The following is a 26,201-nucleotide window of genomic DNA, read 5'->3' as shown; positions in this document are numbered from 1 at the left end:
CGGGCTCTTGCCGCACTGCACGTCACCGGAGCCGCCGTCGACTGGGCCGCGTTCGTGCCCGCCACATCCCTTGTGGACCTCCCCACCTACCCCTTCCAGCACGAGCGCTTCTGGCTCGCCGGCGGGCCCGGAACCGGCGACCCCACCGGACTCGGGCTCGAACGCGCGGGCCACCCGCTGCTCGGCGCGACCGTCACCATGGCCGACTCCGCCGGCGTGCTGTTCACCGGACGGCTCTCGCTCACCACCCACCCCTGGCTCGCCGAGCACGTCATCGGCGGCCGGATCCTGCTGCCCGGCACCGGCTTCCTCGAGCTCGCGATCCGAGCCGGGGACGAGGTCGGCTGCGACCGGGTCGACGAGCTCACCCTCGCCACGCCGCTCGTCCTGCCCGAACAGGGCGCGGTCCAGGTGCGGGTCTCGGTCGGACCCGGCGACCCGGGCACCCCGCGGTCGGTCACCATCCACTCCCGTCCCGAGGGCGCGCAGGACACCGCCTGGACCCAGCACGCCAGCGGCGTCCTCGGCACCGGCACCCCCGCGGTCGCCGCCCTGCCCTGGCCCCCACCGGACGCCGAACCCGTCGACGTGGCCGACCTCTACGACCGGTTCGCCGCACGCGGGTTCGACTACGGGCCGACCTTCCAGGGCGTCCAGGCGGTCTGGCGCCGCGGCGACGACGTGTTCGCCGAGGTCGCCCTGCCCGACGGGACCGCCGACACCGGCCGGTTCGGACTGCACCCCGCGCTCCTCGACGCCGCCGTCCAGGCCCCCGTCGCCGCCGCCGATCCCGAGGGGCCCGGACGGCTGCCGTTCTCCTGGCAGGGCGTGACCCTGCACGCCGCCGGCGCGACGGCACTGCGGGTCCACCTCGCCCGCGCGACCGGCGACACCGTGTCCGTCCACGCCACCGACCCCGACGGCGCCCCCGTCGTGACCGTCGACGGCCTCGTCGTCCGGCCCCTGCCCACCGACCGGCCGGCACCATCCGCCGCGGACTCCCTGTTCGCCCTCGAGTGGACCCCGGCCGCCCCCGGCACGGCCGAGCCGCCCGAGGTCGTCGAGCTCACCGGCGGCAACACCCCCGAAGACGTCCACCGGCTCACGGCCACCACGCTCGACCACCTCCTGACCCGCCTCACCCCCGACGCGCCGAGCGGCCGGCTCGCGTTCCGCACCAGCGGCGCCCTCACCGGCGACGACCTCGCCGCCGCCGCGGCCTGGGGCCTGGTCCGCACCGCCCAGACCGAGCACCCCGGCCGGTTCACCCTCGTCGACCTCGCCGACCGCGACGCCGCCATCCCACCGGCCGCCCTCACCACCGACGAGCCCGAGGTCGCCGTGCGCGACGGCGCGGTGCTCGCCCCCCGGCTGGCCCGCCTCGCGACCCCGGACGAGCCGTTCGACTGGGACCCCGACGGCACCGTCCTGATCACCGGCGGCACCGGCGGGCTCGGTCGGCTGCTCGCCCGCCACCTCGTCACCGAGCACGGCGTCCGCCACCTCGTGCTCGTCAACCGCACCGGCGCCGCGCCCGACCTGGACCTCGCCCCGGCCACCGTCCAGGTGCTCGCCTGCGACGTCGGGGACCGGGACGCGGTGCACGCGCTGGTCGCCGGCATCCCCGGCCTGACCGCCGTCGTCCACGCGGCCGGCGTCCTCGACGACGGCGTGCTCGAGTCGATGACGCCCGACCGGCTCGCCACCGCCCTGCGCGCCAAGGCCGACGCGGCCTGGTACCTGCACGAGGCGACCCGCGACCGTCCACTGCGGGCGTTCGTGCTGTTCTCCTCGGTCGCCGGCACCTTCGGCGGCCCCGGCCAGGGCAACTACGCGGCGGCCAACGCCTACCTCGACGGCCTCGCCCGACACCGCCACGCGCTCGGCCTACCGGCCGTGGCGCTGGCCTGGGGTACCTGGGCGGCCGGCATGTCCGGCGCCAGGACGCACGCCGGTCTGCCACCGCTGACCGCCGAGCACGGCCTGGCCCTGTTCGACGCCGCGCTCGCCACCGGCCGTCCCGTCCTGCACCCGGTCCGGCTCGACCTGGCCGCCCTGCGCTCGCTGGGGACGCCACCGCACCTGCTCCGCGGCCTGGTCCGGGTGCCCCGCCGGGCCGCGGCCGCACGGACCGGCAGCGCCGCCGACCTCGCGCGGCGCCTCGCCGGCCTGGCCGACGAGGAGCGTTCCGCCGCCCTGCTCGACCTCGCCCGAGGTGCCGTCGCCGCCGTGCTCGGCCACGCCGACAGCGCCACCGTCGACCCCACCCGCACCTTCGCCGAACTGGGCTTCGACTCGCTGACAGCAGTCGAGCTGCGCAACCGGCTCGCCGCGGCGACCGGCCTGCGGCTGCCCGCCACCCTCGTCTTCGACCACCCCACCGCGGCCGCGCTCACCGAGTTCCTGCTCACCGAGCTGACCGGCGCGGACACCGCGGCCGCGCCCCGCGGCCCCGCCACCGCCACCGCCACCGATGAGCCGATCGCGATCGTCGGCATGAGCTGCCGCTACCCCGGCGGGGTGCGGAGCCCGGAGGACCTGTGGCGGCTCGTGGCGGACGGCGTCGACGCGATCACCCCGTTCCCGGACAACCGCGGCTGGGACCTCGACGCGCTGTACCACCCCGACCCGGCGCACCCCGGCACCAGCTACACCCGCCACGGCGGATTCCTGCACGAGGCGGGGGAGTTCGACGCCGAGCTGTTCCGGATGAGCCCCCGCGAGGCGCTGTCCACCGACGTCCAGCAGCGGCTGCTGCTGGAGGCGTCGTGGGAGGCGTTCGAGCGCGCCGGGATCGACCCGACCTCGCTGCGCGGCAGCGGGACCGGCGTGTTCGCCGGCATCATGTACAACGACTACAGCTCCCTGCTCCACGGCGAGGAGTTCGAGGGCTTGCGCGGCAACGGCAGCGCGCCGAGCATCGCCTCCGGCCGGATCGCCTACGCCTTCGGCCTCGAGGGACCCACGGTCACCGTCGACACCGCCTGCTCCTCCTCGCTGGTCGCCCTGCACCTCGCCGGACAGGCCCTGCGCGCCGGCGAGTGCACGCTCGCGCTGGCCGGCGGCGTGACCGTGATGTCCACCCCCGGCGTGTTCGTCGAGTTCTCCCGCCAGCGCGGCATGGCTGCCGACGGACGCAGCAAGTCCTACGGCGACGGCGCCGACGGCGTCGCCTGGGCCGAGGGCGTCGGCATGCTCGTGCTCGAACGGCTCTCCGACGCCCGCCGCAACGGCCATCCCGTGCTCGCGCTGGTCCGCGGCACCGCGGTCAACTCCGACGGCGCCTCCAACGGCCTCACCGCGCCCAACGGGCCCTCCCAGCAACGCGTGATCCGCGCCGCGCTCGCCGCCGCCGGACTGTCCACCCGGGACGTCGACGTGGTGGAGGGGCACGGCACCGGGACGACGCTCGGCGACCCGATCGAGGCGCAGGCCCTGCTCGCCACCTACGGCCAGGACCGGGACCGGCCGCTGCTGCTCGGGTCGGTCAAGTCGAACCTCGGACACACCCAGGCCGCCGCCGGCGTCGCCGGCGTGATCAAGATGGTCGTGGCCATGCGGCACGGGGTCCTGCCGCGCACCCTGCACGCCGAGACCCCGTCCTCCCACGTGGACTGGGCGGCGGGGGACATCGAGCTGCTGACCGCCTCCGCCGAGTGGCCCGACGTGGGCCGGCCGCGACGAGCCGGCGTGTCCTCGTTCGGGGTGAGCGGCACCAACGTCCACGCGATCCTCGAACAGGCCCCCGCCGCATCCGCACCCGCCGCGAGGCCGGCTACCGGGACGGTTCCGTGGGTCCTGAGCGGACACACACCGGCCGCGCTCGCCGCCCAGGCGGCCGCGCTCGCCGCCAGCGAGCCCCAGACCGACGCAGGGGACGTCGGTCACACGCTCGCCACCGGCCGGGCCGCGCTCACCCACCGGGCGGTCGTCGTCGGCGCCGAGGGCGGGGAGCTGGTCGCCGGGCTGCGCTCGCTCGCCGACGGGCGACCCTCCGGCGCGGTGGTCACCGGGCAGGCCCGGGACACCGGGCGCGGCGTGGTGTTCGCCTTCCCCGGCCAGGGCTCCTACTGGACCGGCATGGGCGCCGAGTTGCTCGGGGACCCGGTGTTCGCCGAGACCGCCGCTCGCTGCGAGGCCGCGCTGGCGCCGTTCGTGGACTGGTCGCTGCGTGCGGTGCTGCTCGGCGCCGACGGGGCACCTCCACTGGACCGGCTGGACGTCGCCCAGCCCGCACTGTGGGCGGTGATGGTGGCGCTCGCCGACGTGTGGCGCGCCCACGGCGTCCGGCCCACCGCGGTGCTCGGTCACTCCCAGGGAGAGGTCGCGGCTGCCTGCGTCGCCGGCGCGCTGTCGCTCGAGGACGGTGCGCGGATCGTCGCCGAGCGCAGCAGGGCGATCGCCGAGGAGCTGTGCGGACGGGGCGGCATGGTCTCGGTCGCGCTGTCCCACCAGGACGCGCTGGAGCGGGTGGCGCCCTTCGGTGACCGGCTCTCGGTCGCCGCCGTCAACGGGCCCGCGGCGGTGGTGGTGTCCGGTGACTACGACGCGCTCGACGAGCTGACCGCCGCCTGCGCGGCGGACGGCGTCCGGACCAGACCGGTCGCCGGGGACTTCCCCGCCCACTCCGCGCGGTTCGAGCGGGTGCGAGAGCGGGTGCTCACCGCCTTCGCCCAGGTGCGTCCGCGGGCCGGCGACGTGCCGTTCCTCTCGACGGTGACCGGGGACTGGCTCGACCCGACGACCATGGACGCCGCCTACTGGTATGCCAACATGCGTGAGCCGGTCCTGCTGGAGACCGCCGTGCGGACCCTGGCCGGGCAGGGGTTCACCGTGTTCGCGGAGGTGAGCCCGCACCCCGTGCTGACCGCGAGCATCGCCGACACCGCGGACGTGGTCACCACCGGAACCCTGCGCCGCGACGACGGCGGCCGCGACCGGCTGCTGCGCTCGCTCGCCGAGCTGTACGTCGTCGGCGTGCCCGTGGACTGGAGCCGGTGCTTCCCCGGCGCGCGCCGGGCCGACCTGCCCACCTACGCCTTCGACCGGACCCGGTACTGGCCGCCGCCGGCGCCCGGGGTCGGCGGCGCCGCCTCGCTCGGCCTGCGCCCCACCCGGCACCCGCTGCTCGACGGCGCCATCGAACTGGCCGAGGGCGGGGAGGTCGTGCTCACCGGGCACCTGTCCACCGCCAGCCACCCGTGGCTCGCCGACCACACCGTCGCCGGGCGGACCCTGTTCCCCGGCACCGGGTTCGTCGAGCTGGCCGTGCGCGCCGGCGACGAGGTGGGCTGCGACCGGCTCCACGAGCTGACCCTGACCGACCCGCTGGTGCTGCCCGAACGCGGCGCCGTGCGGGTCCAGGTGCTCCTCGGCCCGCCGGACGGCGACCAGCGCCGGGTGTCCGTCCACTCCCGACCGGAGGGCGCGGACGACCTACCGTGGACCGCCCATGCCACCGGCATCCTCACCGCCGGCCCCGGCGCCGAGGAGCGCGGCTTCGACGCCACCGAGTGGCCCCCGCCTGGCGCGGAGCCCCTCGACCTGGCCGACTGCTACGACGAGTTCGCCGAACGCGGGTTCGGCTACGGGCCCGCGTTCCAGGGGCTGCGCGCGGCGTGGCGGCGGGACGACACCCTGTTCGCCGAGGTGGCCCTGCCCACCGAGCCCGACGGCTACGGCCTGCACCCCGCGCTGCTCGACGCCGCGCTGCACGCCTGCCTTGTCCGCGCCGACGGACCCGCACGCGTGCCGCTGTCCTGGACCGGTGTGCGGCTGCACGCCGCCGGTGCGAGCGAGCTGCGGGTCCGGCTGGAGCCGGTCGGCGCCGACGGCATCGCGCTCAATGCGGCCGACCCCACCGGTGCGCCGGTCGCCACGGTGGACACCCTGGTTGTCCGGTCGCTGCCGGCCGAGCGCCCACGCGACGACTCCCCGTACGGCCTCGAGTGGCGCCCGGTCACGCTGTCCACAAGAGACGACGCCAGGGACGACACCGCGGACGTCCTCGACCTGACCGCACCGCACGACCCGGGACCGGCGGCGGTCCACGCGCTGGCCGCGACCGTGCTGGCGGCGGTGCGGGAGCGGTTGTCCGGCGGTCGCCGGCTGGTCGTGGTCACCCGCGGCGCGGTCGACGGGAGCGATCCGGCCGCGGCGGCGGTGTGGGGGCTGGTGCGGTCGGCGCAGGCGGAGCATCCGGGGCGGTTCACGTTGGTGGATCTGGATGGTGGTGAGTTGCCGGCGGTGGTGTTGTCGGCGGACGAGCCGCAGTTGGTGGTGCGTGGGGGAGAGGTGCTGGCCGCGCGGCTGGTGCGGCTCGCCCCGGGCGAGCCGGTTGCCTGGAGCGGCACCGTCCTGGTCACCGGGGGTACCGGTGGGTTGGGGTTGGCGGTCGCGCGGGACCTGGTGGGGCGGGGTGTCCGGCGGTTGGTGCTGGCGAGCCGGCGCGGCGTGGCTCCGGACCTGGTGCTGGACGCCGAGGTGGAGGTGGTGGCCTGTGACGTGTCCAACCGGGACGCCGTGCACGCGCTCGTCGCCGGGATTCCGGACCTGACCGCCGTGGTGCATGCGGCCGGGGTGCTGGACGACGGTGTGGTCGAGCAGCTCACCGCCGAGCGGCTGGCGACCGTGCTGGCCCCCAAGGCCGACGGGGCCTGGTACCTGCACGAGGCCACCCGCGACCTCGACCTCACCGCCTTCGTCCTCTTCTCCTCCGCGGCCGGGACCACCGGCGCCGCCGGGCAGGCCAACTACGCGGCAGCCAACGCCTACCTCGACGCGCTCGCCCGCCACCGGCGCGCGCTCGGCCTGCCCGGCCAGTCGCTCGCCTGGGGCGGCTGGGCATCCACCGGCATGGCCGCCGCGCTCACCGACGCCGACCGGGAACGCATGGCCCGGCTCGGGATGCCGGCGTTGACGACCGAGCAGGGCCTGGCCCTGTTCGACGCGGCGGTCGGGTCCGAGGAGCCGGTGGTGCTGCCGGTCCGTCTCGACCTCGCCGCCGTCCGGGCCGCCGGAGCCGTGCCGCACCTGCTGCGTGGCCTGGTCCCCACCACCACCCGGCGCCCTGCCGCGCACCGCACCCAGGCCGCCACCGGCCTCGCCGACCGGCTCACCGCGCTCGCCCCGGCCGCGCGGACCGAGCTGGTCGACGAGCTGGTGCGCGGCTGGATCGCCGCCGTCCTCGGCCACGACGGCGCCGCCGCGATCGACCCGGACAAGGCGTTGCAGGACCTCGGGTTCGACTCGCTGACCGCCGTCGAGCTGCGCAACCAGCTCGCCGCCGCCACCGGGCTGCGGCTGCCCACGACGCTGGTCTTCGACCACCCCTCGGCCACCGCCCTGACCACCTACCTCCTCGCCGAGCTGGTCGGCGCCGACGCACCCACGGCCACCGCCCCGCGGGTGTCCGCCTCGGACGAGCCGATCGCGATCGTCGGCATGAGCTGCCGCTACCCCGGCGGCGTCGCCTCGCCGGAGGACCTGTGGCGGCTCGTGGCCGACGGGGTCGACGCGGTCACCGAGTTCCCCGCTGGTCGCGGCTGGGACGTCGACCGGCTCTACCACCCCGACCGCGACCACCCCGGCACGACCTACACCCGGCACGGCGGGTTCCTGCACGACGCCGGCGAGTTCGACGCCGAGTTCTTCGGCATGTCCCCCCGTGAGGCCGTGGCCACCGACGCCCAGCAGCGGCTGCTGCTGGAGACCTCCTGGGAGGCGCTCGAACGCGCCGGGATCGACCCGACGACGCTGCGCGGCAGCCGGACCGGGGTGTTCGCCGGTGTCATGTACGGCGACTACGCGACGCTGCTCGACCGGCCCGAGTACGAGGGCTTCCGCGGCAACGGCAGCGCGGGCAGCGTCGCCTCCGGCCGGGTCGCCTACGTCCTCGGACTGGAGGGCCCGGCGGTCACGGTGGACACCGCCTGCTCGTCCTCACTGGTGGCCATGCACCTCGCGGCCCGGGCCCTGCGCTCCGGCGAGTGCACGCTGGCGCTCGCCGGCGGCGTGACGGTGATGGCCACCCCGAGCACGTTCGTCGAGTTCTCCCGGCAGGGCGGGCTCTCCCCGGACGGCCGTTGCCGCTCGTTCTCCGACGACGCGGACGGCGTCGGCTGGGCGGAGGGCGTCGGGATGGTCGTGCTGGAGCGGCTGTCCGACGCGGTCGGCAACGGACACCGGGTGCTGGCGGTGCTGCGCGGCTCCGCGGTGAACTCCGACGGCGCCTCCAACGGGCTGACCGCCCCCAACGGCCCCTCCCAGCAGCGGGTGATCCGCGCCGCCCTGGCCGACGCCGGGCTGTCCACACGAGACGTCGGCGTAGTCGAGGCGCACGGGACAGGCACCACCCTCGGTGACCCGATCGAGGCGCAGGCCCTGCTGGCCACCTACGGGCAGGAGCGGGAGACGCCGCTGCTGCTCGGGTCGGTGAAGTCCAACCTCGGGCACACCCAGGCCGCCGCCGGCGTGGCAGGGGTGATCAAGATGGTGCTCGCCATGCGGCACGGTGTCGTTCCCCCGACGCTGCACGTCGCCGCGCCCTCCTCCCACGTGGACTGGGAGGCCGGCGCGGTGGAGCTGGTGACCTCGGCCCGCGAGTGGCCCGACGGCATGCGGCGGGTCGGCGTTTCCTCGTTCGGGATCAGCGGCACCAACGCCCACCTGATCCTCGAACAGGCCCCGCCGGTCACCCCGGCACCTCCCCGGCCCGCGGCCGGGACCGTTCCCTGGGTGCTCTCCGCCAGGTCCCCGGCCGCACTCGACGAGCAGCTCGCCCGGGTGGGGGCGCTGGACGCGCACCCGGTCGACATCGGCGTCGCGCTGGCGACCACCCGGCCGTCCTTCGAGCACCGCGCGGTGCTGCTCGACGGGATCGAGGTCGCTCGCGGCGTCGCCGGCCCTGGCCGGCTCGCGTTCGTCTTCTCCGGGCAGGGTGGCCAGCGGGTGGGCATGGGCCGCGGGCTGCACGCCCGGTTCCCGGCGTTCGCCGCGGCCTTCGACGAGGTCGCGGCCGAGTTCCCCGGGCTGCGGGAGGTCATGTGGGAGGACGGCCCGCTGGACGAGACCGGCTGGGCCCAGCCGGCGCTGTTCGCGGTCGAGGTCGCGTTGTTCCGCCTGCTCGAGTCCTGGGGCGTCCGCCCCGACCACCTCGTCGGGCACTCCGTCGGCGAGCTGGCCGCCGCCCACGTCGCCGGCGTGCTGTCGCTGTCCGACGCCTGCGCCGTCGTCTCGGCCCGCGCCCGGCTCATGCAGGCGCTGCCCCGCGGTGGGGCGATGGTCGCGGTGCGGGCCACCGAGGCCGACGTACGGACGCACCTCGTGGACGGCGTGTCGATCGCGGCGGTCAACGGGCCCTCCTCGGTGGTGGTCTCCGGCGTCGAGGAGGCGGTGCTGGCGGTCGCCGCCCGGTTCGAGCGCACGACGCGGCTGCGCACCTCCCACGCGTTCCACTCGCCGCTGATGGACCCGATGCTCGAGGAGTTCGGCCGGGCCGTCGACGGGATCACCCCCGCCGAACCCACCATCCCGCTGCTGCCCGCCGGGGCCCGGTTCGACACCGAGTACTGGGTCCGTCAGGTCCGCGAACCGGTCCGGTTCGCCGCCGCCGTCGAGTCCCTGACCGGCGTCACCCGGTTCCTCGAGCTGGGACCGGGCCGGGCACTGACCGCCGCCGTGGCCGAGACGCTCCCGGACGCCCTCGCCGTTCCGCTGCTGCGCGACGACAGCGAGGAGCACGCCGTGCTGAGCGCGCTGGCCACCCTCCACGTGGCCGGCGTTCCCGTGGACTGGGCGGCCGTCCTCCCGACCGGCGCCACGGTGGAGCTCCCGACCTACCCGTTCCAACACCGCCGCTACTGGCCCACCCCCGCCGGTTCCGGCGACGCCGCCGCGCTCGGACTGGCCAGCACCCGGCACCCGCTGCTCGGCGCGGTCACCCAGACCGCCGACGACGGCGGCCTGCTGTTCACCGGGCGGCTCTCGCTCGCCGCCCAGCCCTGGCTCGCCGACCACGTCGTCGCCGGCCGAACCCTCGTACCCGGCAGCGCCGTCCTCGAGCTCGCCGTCCGCGCCGGCGACGAGGTCGGGTACGACCGGGTCGAGGAGCTGACGATGGCCGCGCCCGTGGTCATGCCCGCGGACGGCGCGCTGCGGCTACAGGTCGTCCTCGGCCCGCCCGACCACCGCGACCGGCGGCCGCTCACCGTCTACTCCCGACCCGAGAATGCCGAGGACCTGCCGTGGACCGAACACGCCACCGGCGTGCTCACCACCGGCGGCCCGCTGCCCGGCGACACCGACCACGCCTGGCCGCCGCCTGACGCCGAGCCCGTTCCCGTGGACGGCTGCTACGACGACATCGCCGCGGCCGGGTTCGCCTACGGCCCGGCCTTCCACGGGCTGCGGGCGGTGTGGCGCCGAGGCGAGGAGCTGTTCGCCGAGGTCCGGCTGCCCGGTGAGGCCGACCGGTTCGGCCTGCACCCCGCGCTGCTCGACGCCGCCCTGCACGCCTGCTTCCTCGGTGCTGGCACCGCGACGCCGCGCCTGCCGTTCTCCTGGACCGGGGTCCGGTTGCTCACCGCCGGCGCGACCGAGCTGCGGGTGCGGCTCACCCCCGCCGGCGCCGACACCCTCGCGATCACCGCGGTCGACGCCGAGGGCACCCCCGTGCTGTCCGTCGACGGGCTGGTCCTGCGCGAGCCCCCGCCCGAGCACCGGGGCAGCGACTCCCTGTTCGGTGTCGAGTGGCGTCCGGTCCCACTGTCCACCCTGGACGACACACCCGACGTCCTCGAGGTCGACGCGGGCTCCGTGCACGAGCTGACCGCGACCGTGCTGGCGGCCGTGCGGGAGCGGCTGTCCGGCGGTCGCCGGCTGCTGATCGCGACCCGGGGCGCCGCCTCCGATCCCGCTCAGTCCGCGGTGTGGGGGCTGGTGCGGTCGGCGCAGGCGGAGCATCCGGGGCGGTTCACGTTGGTGGATCTGGATGGTGGTGAGTTGCCGGCGGTGGTGTTGTCGGCGGACGAGCCGCAGTTGGTGGTGCGTTGGGGAGAGGTGCTGGCCGCGCGGCTGGTGCGCCTTCCCGGGGCCGAGCCTCCGGCGTGGGATGGCACGGTTCTGGTCACGGGCGGCACTGGTGGGTTGGGGTTGGCGGTCGCGCGGCATCTGGTGGGGCGGGGTGTCCGGCGGTTGGTGCTGGCGAGCCGGCGCGGGGTCGCCCCCGACGTGGACCTCGGCGAGGCCGAGGTCCGGGTGGTGGCCTGTGATGTGTCCGATCGGGACGCCGTGCACGCGCTTGTCGCCGGGATTCCGGACCTGACCGCCGTGGTGCATGCGGCCGGGGTGCTGGACGACGGTGTGGTCGAGCAGCTCACCGCCGAGCGGCTGGCGACCGTGCTGGCCCCCAAGGCCGACGGGGCCTGGTACCTGCACGAGGCCACCCGTGACCTCCCGCTGCGGGCGTTCGTGCTGTTCTCCTCGGTCGCCGGGACGGTCGGCGCCGCGGGGCAGGCCAACTACGCGGCGGCCAACGCCTGTCTCGACGCGCTCGCCCGCCACCGACGTGCGCTCGGCCTGCCCGCGGTCTCGTTGGCCTGGGGTCCCTGGACCAGCGGTATGGCCGGGGCAGCCGAACGGCGGCGGATGGCCCGGCTCGGGATGCCGGCGTTGACGACCGAGCAGGGCCTGGCCCTGTTCGACGCGGCGGTCGGGTCGGAGGAGCCGGTGGTGCTGCCGGTCCGTCTAGACCTCCCCGCCGTCCGGGCCGCCGGAGCCGTGCCGCACCTGCTGCGTGGCCTGGTTCCTACCACCACCCGCCGCCCCGTCGCCCACCGCAGCCAGGCCGCGACCGGCCTCGCCGACCGGCTCACCGCGATGGCTCCCGCGGAGCGGGTCGCGCTGGTCGACGAGCTGGTGCGCGCCAGGGTCGCCGCCGTGCTCGGCCACGACGACCCGGCCGCCCTGGCCTCCGACCGCGCCTTCTCCGACCTGGGCTTCGACTCGCTGACCGCCGTCGAGCTGCGCAACCAGCTGGCCCGGGAGACCGGCCTGTCGCTGCCCGCGACGCTGGTGTTCGACCACCCGTCCGCCTCCGCGCTGACCACCTATCTGCTCGCCGAGCTGGTCGGCACCGACGCACCCACCGCACCCGCCGCGACCGCCGTCACCTCCGGGGAGCCCATCGCGATCGTCGGCATGAGCTGCCGCTACCCCGGCGGCGTCGCCTCGCCGGAGGACCTGTGGCGGCTCGTGGCCGACGGGGTCGACGCCACGACCGAGTTCCCCGGCGACCGCGGCTGGGACCTCGAGGCGCTCGCCGCCACCGGCCGGCCCGGCTCGGCGAGCACCAACCGGGGTGGGTTCCTGCACGACGCGGGGGAGTTCGACGCCGAGTTCTTCGGCATGTCCCCACGCGAGGCCATGGCCACCGACGCCCAGCAGCGGCTGCTGCTCGAGGCATCCTGGGAGGCGCTCGAGCGCGCCGGCATCGACCCGTCGACCCTGCGCGGCAGCCCCACCGGCGTGTTCGCCGGCGTCATGTACGGGGACTACGCCGGGCTCCTCGACCGGCCGGAGTTCGAGGGCCTGCGCGGGAACGGCAACGCCGGCAGCGTCGCCTCCGGCCGGGTCGCCTACGTCCTCGGGCTCGAGGGCCCGGCGGTCACAGTGGACACCGCCTGCTCCTCGTCGCTCGTCGCCATGCACTGGGCGGCCCAGGCACTGCGCTCCGGCGAGTGCTCGCTGGCGCTGGCCGGCGGTGTCGCCGTGATGGCGACCCCGACCGCACTGGTCGAGTTCTCCCGTCAGGGCGGCCTCTCGCCCGACGGCCGGTGCAAGGCCTACTCCGACAGCGCCGACGGCGTCGCCTGGTCCGAGGGCGTGGGCATGGTCGTGCTCGAGCGGCTGTCCGACGCGGTCCGCAACGGCCACCCGGTCCTCGCCGTGGTGCGGGGGTCGGCGACCAACTCCGACGGCGCGTCCAACGGGTTGACCGCCCCGAACGGCCCGTCCCAGCAGCGGGTGATCCGCCAGGCGCTGGCCAACGCCGGACTGTCCACCTCGGAGGTCGCCGTGGTCGAGGGCCATGGGACGGGTACGACGCTGGGTGATCCGATCGAGGCGCAGGCGTTGCTGGCGACCTATGGGCAGGATCGGGAGGCGCCGTTGTTGTTGGGTTCGGTGAAGTCGAACCTGGGGCACACCCAGGCCGCCGCCGGTGTCGTGGGTGTGATCAAGATGGTGTTGGCCATGCGGCATGGTGTGGTTCCGCGGACGTTGCATGCCGACCACCCGTCGTCGCATGTGGACTGGTCGACCGGGTCGGTGGAGTTGGTGACCTCGGCTCGGGAGTGGCCGGGTTCGGTGCGTCGGGCGGGGGTGTCCTCGTTCGGGATCAGCGGGACCAACGCGCACCTGATCCTCGAACAGGCACCGGCGGCACCCGAGCCCACCCGTCCCGCCGCCGAGCCGGTGCCTTGGGTCCTGTCCGGACGCACCGAGGCCGCGCTCCGCGACCAGGCCGCCCGGCTGCTCGACCGGGTGCGGACGGCCGACCTCCACCCCGCCGACGTCGGGTGCACGCTCGCGACGGCGCGGCCGGCGTTCCGGCACCGCGCCGCACTGCCGACCGGGGACACCGACGCCCTGGCCGCGCTCGCCGCCGGCTCGCCCCATCCGGGAGTCGTGCGCGGCGAACCGGTGGCGGGGCGGACCGCGTTCCTGTTCTCCGGGCAGGGTTCGCAGCGGGTGGGCATGGGCCGCGGGCTGCACGCCCGGTTCCCGGTGTTCGCCGCGGTGTTCGACGAGGTGGTGGCGGAGTTCCCGGGACTGCGCGAGGTGATGTGGGAGGACGGCCCGCTGGCCGAGACCGGGTGGGCGCAGCCGGCGCTGTTCGCGGTCGAGGTGGCGTTGTTCCGGCTGCTCGAGTCCTGGGGCGTGCGCCCGGACTACCTGGTCGGGCACTCGGTCGGTGAGTTGGCCGCGGCCCACGTAGGCGGTGTGCTGTCGCTCCCGGACGCCTGCACGCTCGTGTCCGCCCGGGCCCGGCTCATGCAGTCGCTGCCGCGGGGCGGGGCCATGCTCGCGGTGCGGGCCACCGAGGCAGAGGTGCTGCCGCTGCTCGACGGGCGCGTCTCGGTCGCCGCGGTCAACGCCCCCGGCTCCGTCGTACTCGCCGGCGACGAGGAGGCGGTGGCCGCGCTCGCCCGCCGGTTCGCCGCCGACGGGCGGGACACCACCCGGCTGGCGGTCAGCCACGCGTTCCACTCGCACCTGATGGACCCGATGCTCGACGAGCTCGCCGAGGTCGCCGCCGGACTGTCGTTCGCCGAGCCCACCATCCCGATCGTGTCCACGGTGACCGGGGCCCGCGCCGACGCGGGCCTGCTGGCCGAGCCGGACTACTGGGTGACCCAGGTCCGCCGGACCGTGCGCTTCGCCGACGCCATCCGCGCACTGCACGAGGCGGGGGCCACGGTGTTCCTCGAGCTGGGCCCGGACGGCGTGCTCGGCTCGAGCGTGCACGAGACGCTCGAGGACGACGCGGCACTCGTCCTGCCCACCCTGCGCGGCGGCCGCGACGAGCCCACGGCGGTTCTCACCGCCCTGTCCAGCCTGCACTGCGCCGGGCGCGGCGTCGACTGGCCCGCGCTGTTCGCCGGCGCCACGGTGGTGGACCTGCCGACCTACCCGTTCCAGCACGAGCGCTACTGGCCGACGGTGTCGGCGGAGGCCGGGGACGTGACCGCCGCCGGCCTCGCCTCGCCTGCCCACCCGCTGCTCGGTGCGGTCGCCGAACTCGCCGGTGAGGACGGAGCGCTGTTCACCAGCCGTCTGTCGCTACGCACGCACCCCTGGCTCGCCGACCACGCCGTCCTCGGCCGGGTGCTGTTTCCGGGCACGGGATTCGTCGAGCTGGCGCTGCGGGCCGGCGAGCAGCTCGGCTGCGACCGGCTGACCGAGCTCACCATCGCCGCCCCGCTGCCGCTGCCCGCGACCGGCGCGGTGGCGGTCCAGGTCAGGGTCGGCGCCGAGACCGACGGGCGCCGACCGGTGACCATCCACTCCCGGGACTCCGCCGACTGGACGATGCACGCCAGCGGAACCCTCGAGGCCGGCACCTACCCCGCCGAGCCCGACCTCGCCGAGTGGCCGCCGGCCGACGCCGAGCCGCTCGACGTCGACGGTTGCTACGAGCGGTTGGCCGCCGGCGGGTTCGGCTACGGCCCGGTGTTCCAGGGCCTGCGCGCGGCGTGGCGCCGCGGCGAGGAGGTGTTCGCCGAGGTGCGCCTGCCCGACCAGGCCGGCGGCTTCGGTCTGCACCCGGCGCTGCTCGACGCCGCGCTGCATGCCACCCTGCTGGCCGGCGAGCCGGCCGGCGTGCGCCTGCCCTACGCCTGGGAGGGCGTGTCGCTGCACGCCGCCGGGGCGAGCGCGCTGCGGGTCCGCCTGCGTGGAACCGGCGACGCCCTGACGATCCATGCCGCCGACCCCACCGGCCGCCCCGTCTTCACCGCCGACGCGCTGCACGTCCGGGCCGTGTCCCCCGAGCAGCTCTCCGCCGGCGGTGACCGCGACGCCCTCTTCCGGCTCACCTGGGTACCCGTCCGGCCGGACGCCGAGCTGTCACCAGGTTCGCTCGACGGTCCGGACCCCGTGCCACCCGACCTGCTCGTCCGCCTCGCGGCGGCATCGAACACGCCGCCCGACGCGGCGCAGGACCAGACCGCCGCGGCACTGGACCTCATGCACCGCTGGCTGTCCGAGGAGCGGTATGCCGCCTCCCGGCTGGTGTTCCTCACCCGGGGTGCCACCGGCGAGAAGCCGACCGACCTGGCCGGGGCCGCGGTCTGGGGCCTGGTCCGCTCCGCCCAGGCCGAGCACCCCGGCCGGTTCGGGCTGCTCGACCTCGACCCGACCGAACCCGAGCCGGCCACCGTCCCGCTCGCCACGGGTGAACCGCAGCTGGCCCTGCGCGGCGGCCGGCTGCTGGCCGCCCGCCTGGACCGGCTTTCCCCCGCGGAGGCCGCGGCCTGGGACCCCGAGGGCACAGTGGTGGTCACCGGCGGCACCGGCGGCCTGGGCGCGGTGCTCGCCCGCCACCTCGTCGCCGAGCACGGCGTGCGCCACCTGCTCCTGCTCAGCCGTCGCGGCCCCGCCGCCGAGGGGGCGGCGGACCTGCGAGCCGCCCTGTCCGCGCTGGGTGCGGAGGTCACCGTGCTCGCCTGCGACGTGACCGACCGGCAGCGCCTGGCCGAGGCCCTCGGCGCGGTGCCACCGGCCCGCCCGGTACGTGCCGTCGTGCACACCGCGGGCGTCCTCGACGACGGCGTGCTGACCGCGATGACGCCGTCCCGCCTGGACACCGTCCTGCGTCCCAAGGCCCACGCCGCCTGGCACCTGCACGAGCTGACCGCGGACCTGGACCTGACCGCGTTCGTCCTGTTCTCCTCGGTCGCCGGCGTCCTCGGGTCGGCCGGCCAAGCCAACTACGCCGCCGCGAACGGCTTCACCGACGCCCTGGCCGCCCACCGCCGGGCCTCCGGCCTGCCGGCCGTCTCCCTGGCCTGGGGCCCCTGGAGCTCGCCCACCGCCGCCGGGATGACCGCCGGGGTCGACCTGGACCGGCTCCGGCGGGCCGGGACCGTTCCGCTCACCGAGGCCGAGGGCCTCGCTCTGTTCGACGCCGCGGTCGCCGCGGACGAGCCGGTCGCGGTACCGGTTCGGCTGGACCTGCCGGCGTTGCGGGCCCTGCCCGAGATCCCGCACCTGCTGCGTGCCCTCATCCGCGTCCCGGCCCGCCGGCCCGCCGCCGAACCAGTCGACGCGCTCACCGCCCGGCTGGCCGCGCTGCCCGCGGACCAGCGGGAGCCCGCGGTGCTGGCACTGGTCCGGGCCGAGGCCGCGGCCGTGCTGAACCACCCCGACGGGGACGTGCTCGGGCCCGACCGCCGCTTTGCCGAGCTCGGCTTCGACTCGCTGCTGGCGGTGGAGCTACGCAACCGGCTGACCGCCGCCACCGGGTTGCGGCTGCCGGTGTCGCTGCTGTTCGACCACCCCACGCCCGCGGACCTGGCCGCCCACCTGACACCCCAGCTGGTCCCCGACCAGGCACCCGATCTCCTGGCCGACCTCGACCGGCTCCGGCTCGTCCTCACCGGCCCCGCCGTGGACGACCGCACCCGGCGCCAGGTCGCCGGCCGGCTGGAGGTCCTGCTGGCCGCCTGCGCGACGACCTTGCCGGAGGGAGGGGACACCCCGATCGACCTGGCGACCGCCAGCGACGAGGAGATGTTCTCCCTGCTCGACAGCGAGCTGACCTGACCAGGACACGGCCGCGGCGCGGGCCCCGGCCGGGGCCCGCGCCGCGCGGAACGACTACAGCGCCCCGGTGTACTGCGTGATCCAGCTGCGGAAGTACGGCACGTCGACGTAGATCGACGGCTCACGGGCACAGGTCGAGCTGCCGCCGGACCGGCTGGTCGCGCCGATCAGCTGCCAGGCGTTGTTGACCCGCTTGATCTCCGGGCCACCCGAGTCGCCGTAGCAGGCGCCGCGGGAGTTGCCCGGATTGTCCGTGCAGATCTCGCTGGCCGCGCTGATGCCGCCGCCGGAGCACTCGCTGTCGCTCACGATCGAGGTGTCCAACTGCTGCAGGGTGATCGGAGCCGAACCGCAGCTGGGCGTGGGACAGGTCTGGCCCCAGCCGATGATCCGCGTCTGGGTGCCCACCGAGCCGGAGCTCGACGCGAGCGCGACCGGCTGCTGGCTGACCGACGTCGAGAGCTGGAGCAGGGCCAGGTCGGCCGAGGGATGAGCGACCCGCCGGGACACCCGGGCGACGGAGCCACCGCTGGTCCGGTTGGTCGTTCCGACGCGGACCTGGTACGGGGTACCGCAGTGCTTCGCCGTGACCACCCAGTTCGCCTTGATCAGCGAGCCGCCGCAGGAGTGTCCGCCGGAGCTGCTCTGCAGCGACGCCATGAACGAGTAGGTCTCGGTCGCGTTCGAGCCTCCGACGATGAACGGGGTGACGTCGTCCGATGTGGTTGCTCCCGCGGTAGCGGGCAGCGCGAAGCCGGAGACCGCGGTAGCGGCTGCGACGACGACGCTCACGAGCAGGGATCGTGCTCTCATCAATCCATCTCCCTAACTTTGGCTCGGGGCCCTCGACCCGAGTGAACCCAACGTAGGGATCCACTCACCATCGGTGATACCTCCATTCGGTGGTTCACATCCACAGACAGCCCTCGTCCGGGCAAGCGCTCCACCCGTTCCGGTATTCCGCGGTTCCAGCCGGTCACCGCGCGCCGACGAACGCGAGGACCGCGACCGGCAGCAGCAGGGTCCACTGCGGCAGGCGCAGCAACCAGTGCGACCACCCCCGTGCCGCCGCGATCAGCACGAAGACGGCGGCGTAGCACCCGAAGTGCGCCGCGACGAACACGGCACCCAACCGGTAGCCGTCGGGCTGGGCCAGTGCCCAGTAGCACAGCGCCGCGGCGGCCAGCACGAGGTCGATGCTGACCATGTGCCACACGGCGTACAACGTCCACTTCGTCGTCTCGCCGAGGCCGCCGTCCGACAGCAGTGGCACGACCGGGTCGCGGTGCCCGGCGACGACGTGGACCACCGCGGTGACCGCGGCGATCACGCCGGCGGCGAGGAGCCAGGGGTTCATGGCGGACGCATCCTTCGGTTCGGCCGGCCGGCGCCGGCGTGGGTGGCCCTGACATCGCTTCCGAACCTGCGACGTGAGGGACCTTTCGTCCTCAGTGTCCAGACGATGTGGACTGGCTGCCCCGGCGGGTTAGTGATAGATCAATTGCTCGATGGTTATCGGAAAGATTCGTCTGAGTTCTCCAGCATTCCTCGAGTGATCTCAGTGGGATTTCTCGGGCGGTATCGGTAGTCGCTTGAAAGCAACTCAATTATCCGCGCTGACCAGCCGTTTCGGGCTTCTCGGTGCTTCCTGGACGGGATTTTTGCGGCTACGTTCCTGATGCTCGATCGACATTCCCGACAGGAATTCGTGAGGTATCGGAAATGATCACTATTGAGACGCTGTCCGACCTGATCCGGCGCGAGATGCGGGGCAAGCTGCCCGCCGACGTTCAGATCGACGAGACCACCCGCCTGGACGAGCTGGGCCTGTCGAGCCTCCAGGTGTCCGAGATCGTGTTCACCCTCGAGGACGAGCACGGCGTCGAGTTCGACCCGGCGAAGGCGGCCGACGCGCAGACCCTGGGGGACCTGTTGGCGCTGACCAACGAGGTCCTGGAAGTCGGCTGACCCGGTCGGTCGATCAGACAGAGCAAGGAGTCAGCCATGGATGGGCGCGAGCACTACACCTTCATCCTTCTCTCGGCGCTGCTGCCGCTGTTCGGTGTGGCCGCCGCCGTCGTTCTGTTGTGGAACCAGCTTGTCGGACCGGCGGACCTGGTCATTTTCGCGATCATGTACGTCATCGCGGGCCTCGGGGTGTCCACCGGTTACCACCGGCTGCTGGCGCACCGTTCGTTCCGGACGACCCGTCCGCTGCGGATCTTCTTCACCGCCGCGGGCGCGATGGCCGGTCAGGGTCCCCCGGTGATCTGGGTCGCCCACCACCGCCGCCACCACCGGGTGGCGGACAAGCCGGGCGACCCGCACAGCCCGTACCACGACGAGGAGCCGGGCCTGAAGGGTGCGCTGAAAGGCCTCTGGCACGCCCACATGGGTTGGCTGTTCGACCGCGGACTGTCCTCGGACCCGATGCGGTACTGCCCGGACATCCTGCGGGACAAAGACATGCGCTTCATCTCGAAGCACTTCGTCTGGTTCGTGACCGCCGGTGTCGTGCTGCCGGGAGTGCTCGGGTTCGCGTTCACCGGAACTCTGTTCGGCGCGTTCACCGGAGCGCTCTGGGGTGGGCTGGTGCGGTTCTTCTTCGCCAACCACATCACCTACGCGGTGAACTCCATCGGCCACTACTTCGGCCGGCGGCGGTTCGCCACCCCGGACGAGTCCCGCAACGTGGGGTGGCTCGCGCTGTTCTCCTTCGGGGAGGCGTGGCACAACAACCACCACGCCTTCCCCCGGTCGGCCAGCCACGGCATGCGCTGGTACGAGATCGACATCAGCGCGATGGTCATCGGTGGGTTGGAGAAGCTGGGCCTGGCGACCAACGTGATCCGCATCGACCGGGAGCGCCAGGAGCAGAAGGCCGTGGCGTGGGAGAAGCTCGGCGGTGGCCGGCACGCACGGGCCACCCCGGACAAGCCGCTCGCCCACCGTCCCCGCGCCGCCGCGGTCGGGATCGTCGATGTCGAGTGACACCCTCTGGGATGCGTTGACCGGCGCCGGTCGCACCCCGTTCCGCTCCTCGCTGCACTGCTGGGTCGGCGACCGGTGGGAGGGGACCACGTGGACCGACGTGGTCGCCGACGCCGAGCGCATGACGGCGGGGCTGCGGCGGTGCGGGGTGCGACCCGGCACCCGGGTCGCGACGGTGCTCACCAACGGCCCGCACACCGTGCGCGGGCTGCTCGGGGTGTGGCTCGCCGGTGGCACCGTCGCCTCCCTCCCGGTCCCCGCCCGCGGGATGGACGGCGCGGAGTACACCCGGCAGCTGAGCTCGATCTGCGCCCAGCTCCAGCCGGAGCTGTTCCTGCTCGAGGAACGCATGGCCGGGTTGCTCGACGAGGACCTGCGCAGCGCGCTGCGGGTCCGCACCTGGGAGTCGATGGCCGGCACCGGGGTGGTCGACGCCACCCCGCCCGGTCCTGACGAGCCGGCGTTCATCCAGTACTCGTCGGGCTCCACCAGCGCCCCCAAGGGATGCGTGCTCACCACGGCGGCCATCCAGGCCCAGCTGGGCATGGTGACCGCGATGCTCGACGGGCGGCCCGGCGCGGAGACCACCGTGTCCTGGCTCCCGCTCTCGCACGACATGGGCATCTTCGGCACGCTGCTCACCCCCTGGGTGAACGACTGGACGCTGCACCTGTCCACACCGGAGCGGTTCACCTTCGCCCCGCGGACCTGGTTCGGCGACATGGCCGAGTTCGGCGCGACGATGACGGCCGGCACGAACACCGCGCTGCACCTCGGTTCGCGGATCGGCCGCTCCACGCGGCTGGCCGGCGGGCTGGACGTGCGGGCGTGCATCGTGGGCGCCGAGCGGACCGAGGCCCGCACGCTCGCCCAGGTCGTGGAGTCGCTCGGCCCGTACGGGTTCCGGCCGGAGTCGCTGATGCCGGCCTACGGCCTGGCCGAGGCGACGCTCGCGGTGACCGCGACACCGGTCGACGAGGCGCCGCGCCACCTGGTGGTCGACTCGATAGCGCTGGCCGACGGCGAGCTCGTCGAGGTGGACGCGGGCGCGGAGTCGGCGACGGCGGTCGTGGCGGCAGGCGTGCCGTGTGCGGGGGTCGAGGTGCTCGGTGCTCCGGGTGACCGGCTCGGCGAGATCAGCGTCCGGTCGCCGGCGCTGGCCTCCGGGTACTTCGGCGACCCGGCCCGCACGGCGGATCGGTTCGTCGGCGACACCGTGCGCACGTCCGACCTCGGGTTCGTCCGGGACGGCTACCTGTACCCGGTCGGCCGGGTCGACGACGTGATCTCGGTGGCCGGGCGCAAGGTCTACGCCCGGGAGGTCGAGCAGGCGGTCGACGCGTTGGCCGGGGTCCGGCGCGGGTGCACAACGCTGATCGCGACCGACGGCTCCGGTCGCGAGCTGACCCTGTTCGTCGAGGTGAGACGGCGGCTCGAGGACTACCGGCCGCTCGCCGAGGCGGTGGCCTCGGTCGCCATGGCCAAGGCGGCGGTGGCGCTGTCCGAGTGCGTGTTCCTCACGCGCAACAGCCTGCCCAAGACGCCCAGCGGCAAGATCCAGCGGCACCGCTGCCGGCAGATGCTCGACGCCGGCAGGTTCGAGCCGCTGGCCACGGTACGGCTCGGCTAGGGAGACACGAGATGGCCAGCACGACAGCACGCACGATCCTGCTCACCGGGGCGTCCGGGGTGATCGGCCGGGCGCTGCCCCGGTACCTGCCGGGACACCGGGTCATCGGTCTGGTGCACAGCGACTCCGACCTGCCCGATGTGGACGAGGTGCTCCGCGGTGACCTGGCCCTGCCGCGGTTCGGCCTGGACCGGTCCACGTGGGACCGGCTGTCCGGTGAGGTGGACGTGATCGTCCACTCCGGAGCGCTCACTACCTGGGGCCAGCCGTGGCCGCGCTACGAGTCGGTCAACATCGACGGGACGCGCCACGTCATCGAGCTGGCCACCCGGTCGGGTGCCCCGGTGCACCTGGTGAGCACGTGCTTCGTGCGGGCCATCGAGCTCGGTCGGCTCGACGAGCTGGGACGGGACAACGTGGTCCGCCCCTACATCAGGTCGAAGCTGGCCGCCGAGCACCTGCTTGGCGCCAGCGACGTTCCGCACACCGTCTACCGGCCGACCAACCTGGTCGGCGACTCGCTCACGGGCGCGAGCAGCCAGCCCCAGATCGTGCAGGCCATGTCGGACTGGTTCTGCCGGGGGAAGGCACCGTTCTTCCCCGCACACGAAGGAAACCTGGTCGACGTCATACCCCTGGACGTCACCGCCGTCGCGATCGCGCGTGGGGTGCTGGCCGACGACCTCGGCCACACCCACTGGCTCACCTACGGGGCTGACGCGATGAGCGTCGCCGAGGCGCAGACGATCCTGCGCGAGCACGCGGCCCGGACCGGACGGGAGATCCCCGAGGTCCGGGTCGTGGACCCCCGGCTGCCGCTGCCGGTGCCGCTCGACCGGGTCCCGGCCACCTCGCGCACCTTCCTGAAGGTGCTGATCGACGTCAGCGAGGTGACCCACGCCTCCGGCGGTGTACTGCCCAGCTCCCTGCGCGACCTCGGCGAGCGGTTCGGCGTGCCGATGCCCTGCGACCGGGACGCCTACCGGCACAGCCTCAACTACTGGACGTCCGTGCGGGAGACCGCGCGCGCGGTGAAGGAGATCGCATGACTCACAACCTGGAGTGGACGACGCCCGACCTGTCGGGTGCGGTCGCCCTGGTCACCGGCGCGAGCCGGGGGGTGGGCAAGGGCATCGCCCTGGCGCTGGGCGAGGCGGGCGCGACGGTGTACGTGACCGGCCGCAGCGTCCGGGGCGGGGCCACCACCGAGGACCTGCCGGGCACCGTCCAGGACACCGCCGAGGAGGTCACCGCGCGGGGCGGGACCGGGGTCGCGGTGCGGTGCGACCACACGGTCGACGGGGACGTCGAGGCGGTGTTCGACCGCATCGCTGCCGAGAGCGGACGGCTCGACCTGCTGGTGAACAACGCCTGGGCGGGTTACGAGCGCAGCGACGAGCACCGGTTCGACGCGCCGTTCTGGCAGCAGCCGCAGTGGCGCTACGACCTGTTCGCCGCCTCGCTGCGCGGCCAGTTCGTGGCCAGCCGGCTCGCCGTGCCGCTGATGCTGCCGCGCTCCGCCGGGCTGATCGTCAACATCTCGTTCACCGACGGCGAGGTCTACCTCGGCCAGGCCGCCTACGACATGTGCAAGACCGCCTCGGACCGGCTGGCCCTCGGCATGGGCCACGAGCTGCGCAAGCACGGCGTGGCCGCGGTCGCGCTGCATCCGGGTTTCGTCCGCACCGAGCGGGTCGAGGCCGCGTGGGACCTGCTCGGGGCCGGCCCGGCGCAGGTCGTGCACTCCCCGGAGTACGTCGGCCGGGCGATCACGTCGCTGGCGGCGGACCCCGAGGTGATGGCGGTGTCCGGGCAGCGGCTGGCGGTGGGCGACCTCGCCGCCAGGTACGGCTTCACCGATGTGGACGGTCGGCAGCCACCCGCGTTCCGGCTCGAGGGCCGGATCACGCTGGCCAGCCGGATGGAACGGCTCAACCGAGTCGTGGCGAAGGCGGAGGCAGGGCGATGACGGGCCAGCTGGAGTACCAGGGTGCCTCGGCGGAGGCGATCCGGAGCCACTACGACCGCGGCAACGACTTCTACGCGCTGTGGCTCGACGAGACCCGCAGCTACTCCTGCGCGATGTGGGCGGGGCCGGACGACACGCTGCGCGCCGCCCAGGAGCGCAAGCTCGACTACCTGGCCGAGGGGGCCAGGGCCGGCGGTGCCGAACGGGTCCTCGACGTCGGCTGCGGCTGGGGCGGCATGCTGCGCCGGCTGGTCGACCACCACCGGGTGACCGAGGTCGTGGGGCTGACGCTGGCCACCGAGCAGGCCGCCCACGTGGAGACGTTCGCCGACGACCGCTACGACGTCCGGGTGCAGAACTGGGTCGACCACGTACCCACTCCCCGTCCCGGCGCGGCGCCCTACGACGCGATCGTGTCGATCGGCGCGTTCGAGCACTTCGCCGACTTCGGCATGACCAGGGCGGCGCGGATCGCCGCGTACCGGCGGTTCTTCGACAGCTGCCACGAGTGGCTGCCGCCGGGCGGGCGGCTCGCGCTGCAGACCAACGTCAAGGGCAACAACACCCGGCTCGACCGCACGACGGTCAAGGACCTGCTGTTCATCGTGGACCACATCTTCCCCGAGTCGGAGCTGCCGTGGACCTCGGAGATCCTCGAGGCGAGCGAGCGGCGGTTCGACCTGGTCTCCGCGCGCAACGACGCCGACCACTACGCGCGCACCTGCCAGGAGTGGCTCGACCGGCTCGTCGCCAACCGGGCGGCGGCCGTGGAGATGGTCGGCGAGGAGCGGGTCGCCGACTACGAGCGCTACCTGCGGGCGTCGGTGGCCGGTTTCCGCAACCGCCACCTCGGCCTGGTCCGGATCGTCTTCGAGCGTGTGTGAAAGGGACTGACATGGCCAACCTCAGCCAGACCGGACCGAGCGTCCAGGCGGGGATCAAGCACTCGATCTACTGGCGGGACACCGAGGCCGTCGAGCCCGGACCGCCGCTGTCCGAGGACGTCCACTGTGACGTCGGCATCGTCGGCGGCGGGTACACCGGCATGTGGACGGCGTACTTCCTCAAGCAGGCCGACCCGTCGCTGTCGATCCACATCGTCGAGATGGACTACGCGGGCGCCGGCGCGTCCGGCCACGCGGACGGGTTCGTCACCCCGACGATCGGGCACAGCCTCGCCGGGCTGGTGCACGGGTTCGGCACCGAGCGCGCCAAGACCGCCTACGCGGTGGTCGGGCGCTCGATGCTGGAGCTGGACCGGTTCTGCCGCAAGCACGACGTCGACGCCGAGCTCGAGCCCAACGGCTACTTCTCCGTCGCCACCAGCGAGGCGCAGCTGCGGTTGCTGCGCCGGGACGTGGACCTCGCCGAGCGGATCGGCGCCCGTAACTCGCTACAGCTGCTCGACCGGGAGCAGGCCAGGGAGCGGATCGGCTCGCCGGCCATCCACGGGGCGTTCAAGGTCGGCGGCGCGCTGCTCAACCCGCACCGGCTCGCCCGCGGTCTGGCCAGGGTGGTGCGGGGGATGGGCGTGCACCTCCACGAGCAGACCCTGGCCACGAGCGTGACCAAGGAGAACGGCAAGCACGTGATCACCACGTCCGGGGGGCGGGTCGTCGCCGACCGGCTGGTCCTGGGCACCGATGCCTACCAGCACGGCTTCCGCCCCTTCCGGCACCGGGTGAAGCCGGTGTGGAGCTACGCGGTGGTGACCGAGCCGCTGACCGACGAGCAGCTCGCGCAGGTGCACTGGCCGGACCGGGAGGGCTTCGTCGAGGCCCGCAACTTCATCATCTTCGGCCGCTTCACGGCGGACAACCGGCTGCTGTTCGGCGGCGGACCGGCGCCCTACTTCTACGGCCGGGACATGGCCGAGAGCCGGCACATGCGCCGCGACGAGGCGACCGAGTTCCTGCGCGGCGCGCTCGCCCGGTACTTCCCCGCCTGGCGCGACCTGCGCATCGCCTACTCCTACGGCGGCTGTGTCGGCATGACCCGGGACTTCGTCCCGCACGTGGGGTCCACCGAGGACGGTGTGCACTACGCCTACGGCTACTGCGGCAACGGCATCGCCCTCACCCACACCGCCGGCAAGATCCTGCGCGACCTGATCCTCGAGCGCGACTCGACCTACAGCAACCTGCTGTTCGTCAACCGCAAGGAGCGCCGGTTCCCGGTCGAGCCGCTGTCCTGGGTCGGCGCGAAGGGCCTGACCGCACTGCTGGCCTTCCAGGACCGCCACCCGAACCTGATCAAGAGGCAGCTGGTCTGAGATGAACCGCCTGA

At 74.3% G+C, this 26,201-nt stretch carries 9 protein-coding genes and 1 pseudogene; 8 read left to right on the top strand and 2 right to left on the bottom strand.

All coding sequences use genetic code 11. The annotated features are described in order from the left end of the window. Window positions 1-54: 54 nt before the first annotated feature. A pseudogene (locus tag BU204_RS42085) lies at window positions 55-17,325 on the top strand (SDR family NAD(P)-dependent oxidoreductase); the annotation flags it as partial. Between the two features lie 54 nt (window positions 17,326-17,379). Here BU204_RS42085 and BU204_RS32330 read toward each other — a convergent pair. After that, the gene (locus BU204_RS32330; RefSeq protein WP_075129597.1) at window positions 17,380-18,138 is read right to left on the bottom strand and encodes a S1 family peptidase; all 759 of its coding nucleotides are present in this window, start codon (window positions 18,136-18,138) and stop codon (window positions 17,380-17,382) included. Window positions 18,139-18,301: 163 nt separating this feature from the next. Then, window positions 18,302-18,682 carry a hypothetical protein gene (locus BU204_RS32325; RefSeq protein WP_075129596.1) on the bottom strand — a complete coding sequence of 127 codons (381 nt, stop codon included), beginning with the start codon at window positions 18,680-18,682 and terminating at the stop codon, window positions 18,302-18,304. Between the two features lie 365 nt (window positions 18,683-19,047). Between BU204_RS32325 and BU204_RS32320 the strand changes: the two genes are divergently transcribed. Genes BU204_RS32320 through BU204_RS32290 form a run of 7 tightly spaced genes read left to right on the top strand, consistent with a single transcriptional unit; the run spans window position 19,048 to window position 26,187 of the window. Then, window positions 19,048-19,293 carry an acyl carrier protein gene (locus tag BU204_RS32320; RefSeq protein WP_083661825.1) on the top strand — a complete coding sequence of 82 codons (246 nt, stop codon included), beginning with the start codon at window positions 19,048-19,050 and terminating at the stop codon, window positions 19,291-19,293. Between the two features lie 36 nt (window positions 19,294-19,329). Beyond that, the gene (locus BU204_RS32315; protein ID WP_075129595.1) at window positions 19,330-20,316 is read left to right on the top strand and encodes an acyl-CoA desaturase; all 987 of its coding nucleotides are present in this window, start codon (window positions 19,330-19,332) and stop codon (window positions 20,314-20,316) included. Next, window positions 20,306-21,946 carry an AMP-binding protein gene (locus tag BU204_RS32310; RefSeq protein WP_075129594.1) on the top strand — a complete coding sequence of 547 codons (1,641 nt, stop codon included), beginning with the start codon at window positions 20,306-20,308 and terminating at the stop codon, window positions 21,944-21,946. Before BU204_RS32315 ends, BU204_RS32310 begins: the two co-directional genes overlap by 11 nt. A gap of 11 nt (window positions 21,947-21,957) precedes the next feature. Next, window positions 21,958-22,995: an SDR family oxidoreductase gene (locus tag BU204_RS32305; protein WP_075129593.1), complete on the top strand. Its 1,038-nt coding sequence runs from the start codon at window positions 21,958-21,960 to the stop codon at window positions 22,993-22,995. Then, the gene (locus BU204_RS32300; protein WP_075129592.1) at window positions 22,992-23,915 is read left to right on the top strand and encodes an SDR family NAD(P)-dependent oxidoreductase; all 924 of its coding nucleotides are present in this window, start codon (window positions 22,992-22,994) and stop codon (window positions 23,913-23,915) included. The genes BU204_RS32305 and BU204_RS32300 overlap by 4 nt, the downstream gene beginning before the upstream one ends. Continuing rightward, window positions 23,912-24,799 carry an SAM-dependent methyltransferase gene (locus BU204_RS32295; RefSeq protein WP_075129591.1) on the top strand — a complete coding sequence of 296 codons (888 nt, stop codon included), beginning with the start codon at window positions 23,912-23,914 and terminating at the stop codon, window positions 24,797-24,799. Before BU204_RS32300 ends, BU204_RS32295 begins: the two co-directional genes overlap by 4 nt. A gap of 11 nt (window positions 24,800-24,810) precedes the next feature. Beyond that, window positions 24,811-26,187, top strand: a complete 1,377-nt coding sequence (locus tag BU204_RS32290) for an NAD(P)/FAD-dependent oxidoreductase (protein WP_075129590.1) — start codon at window positions 24,811-24,813, stop codon at window positions 26,185-26,187. Window positions 26,188-26,201 lie beyond the last annotated feature (14 nt).

The organism is Actinophytocola xanthii, from assembly GCF_001921205.1.
GTDB lineage: Bacteria > Actinomycetota > Actinomycetes > Mycobacteriales > Pseudonocardiaceae > Actinophytocola > Actinophytocola xanthii.
Note: the sequence above shows the minus strand (reverse complement) of the source record. Positions and strands in the feature narration are given on the sequence as shown.

What these genes read in the sequence shown, in the direction of transcription:
- BU204_RS32330 (WP_075129597.1), bottom strand. Translation starts at nt 18,138, where the DNA reads ATGAGAGCACGATCCCTGCTCGTGAGCGTCGTCGTCGCAGCCGCTACC.
- BU204_RS32325 (WP_075129596.1), bottom strand. Translation starts at nt 18,682, where the DNA reads ATGAACCCCTGGCTCCTCGCCGCCGGCGTGATCGCCGCGGTCACCGCG.
- BU204_RS32320 (WP_083661825.1), top strand. Translation starts at nt 19,048, where the DNA reads ATGATCACTATTGAGACGCTGTCCGACCTGATCCGGCGCGAGATGCGG.
- BU204_RS32315 (WP_075129595.1), top strand. Translation starts at nt 19,330, where the DNA reads ATGGATGGGCGCGAGCACTACACCTTCATCCTTCTCTCGGCGCTGCTG.
- BU204_RS32310 (WP_075129594.1), top strand. Translation starts at nt 20,306, where the DNA reads ATGTCGAGTGACACCCTCTGGGATGCGTTGACCGGCGCCGGTCGCACC.
- BU204_RS32305 (WP_075129593.1), top strand. Translation starts at nt 21,958, where the DNA reads ATGGCCAGCACGACAGCACGCACGATCCTGCTCACCGGGGCGTCCGGG.
- BU204_RS32300 (WP_075129592.1), top strand. Translation starts at nt 22,992, where the DNA reads ATGACTCACAACCTGGAGTGGACGACGCCCGACCTGTCGGGTGCGGTC.
- BU204_RS32295 (WP_075129591.1), top strand. Translation starts at nt 23,912, where the DNA reads ATGACGGGCCAGCTGGAGTACCAGGGTGCCTCGGCGGAGGCGATCCGG.
- BU204_RS32290 (WP_075129590.1), top strand. Translation starts at nt 24,811, where the DNA reads ATGGCCAACCTCAGCCAGACCGGACCGAGCGTCCAGGCGGGGATCAAG.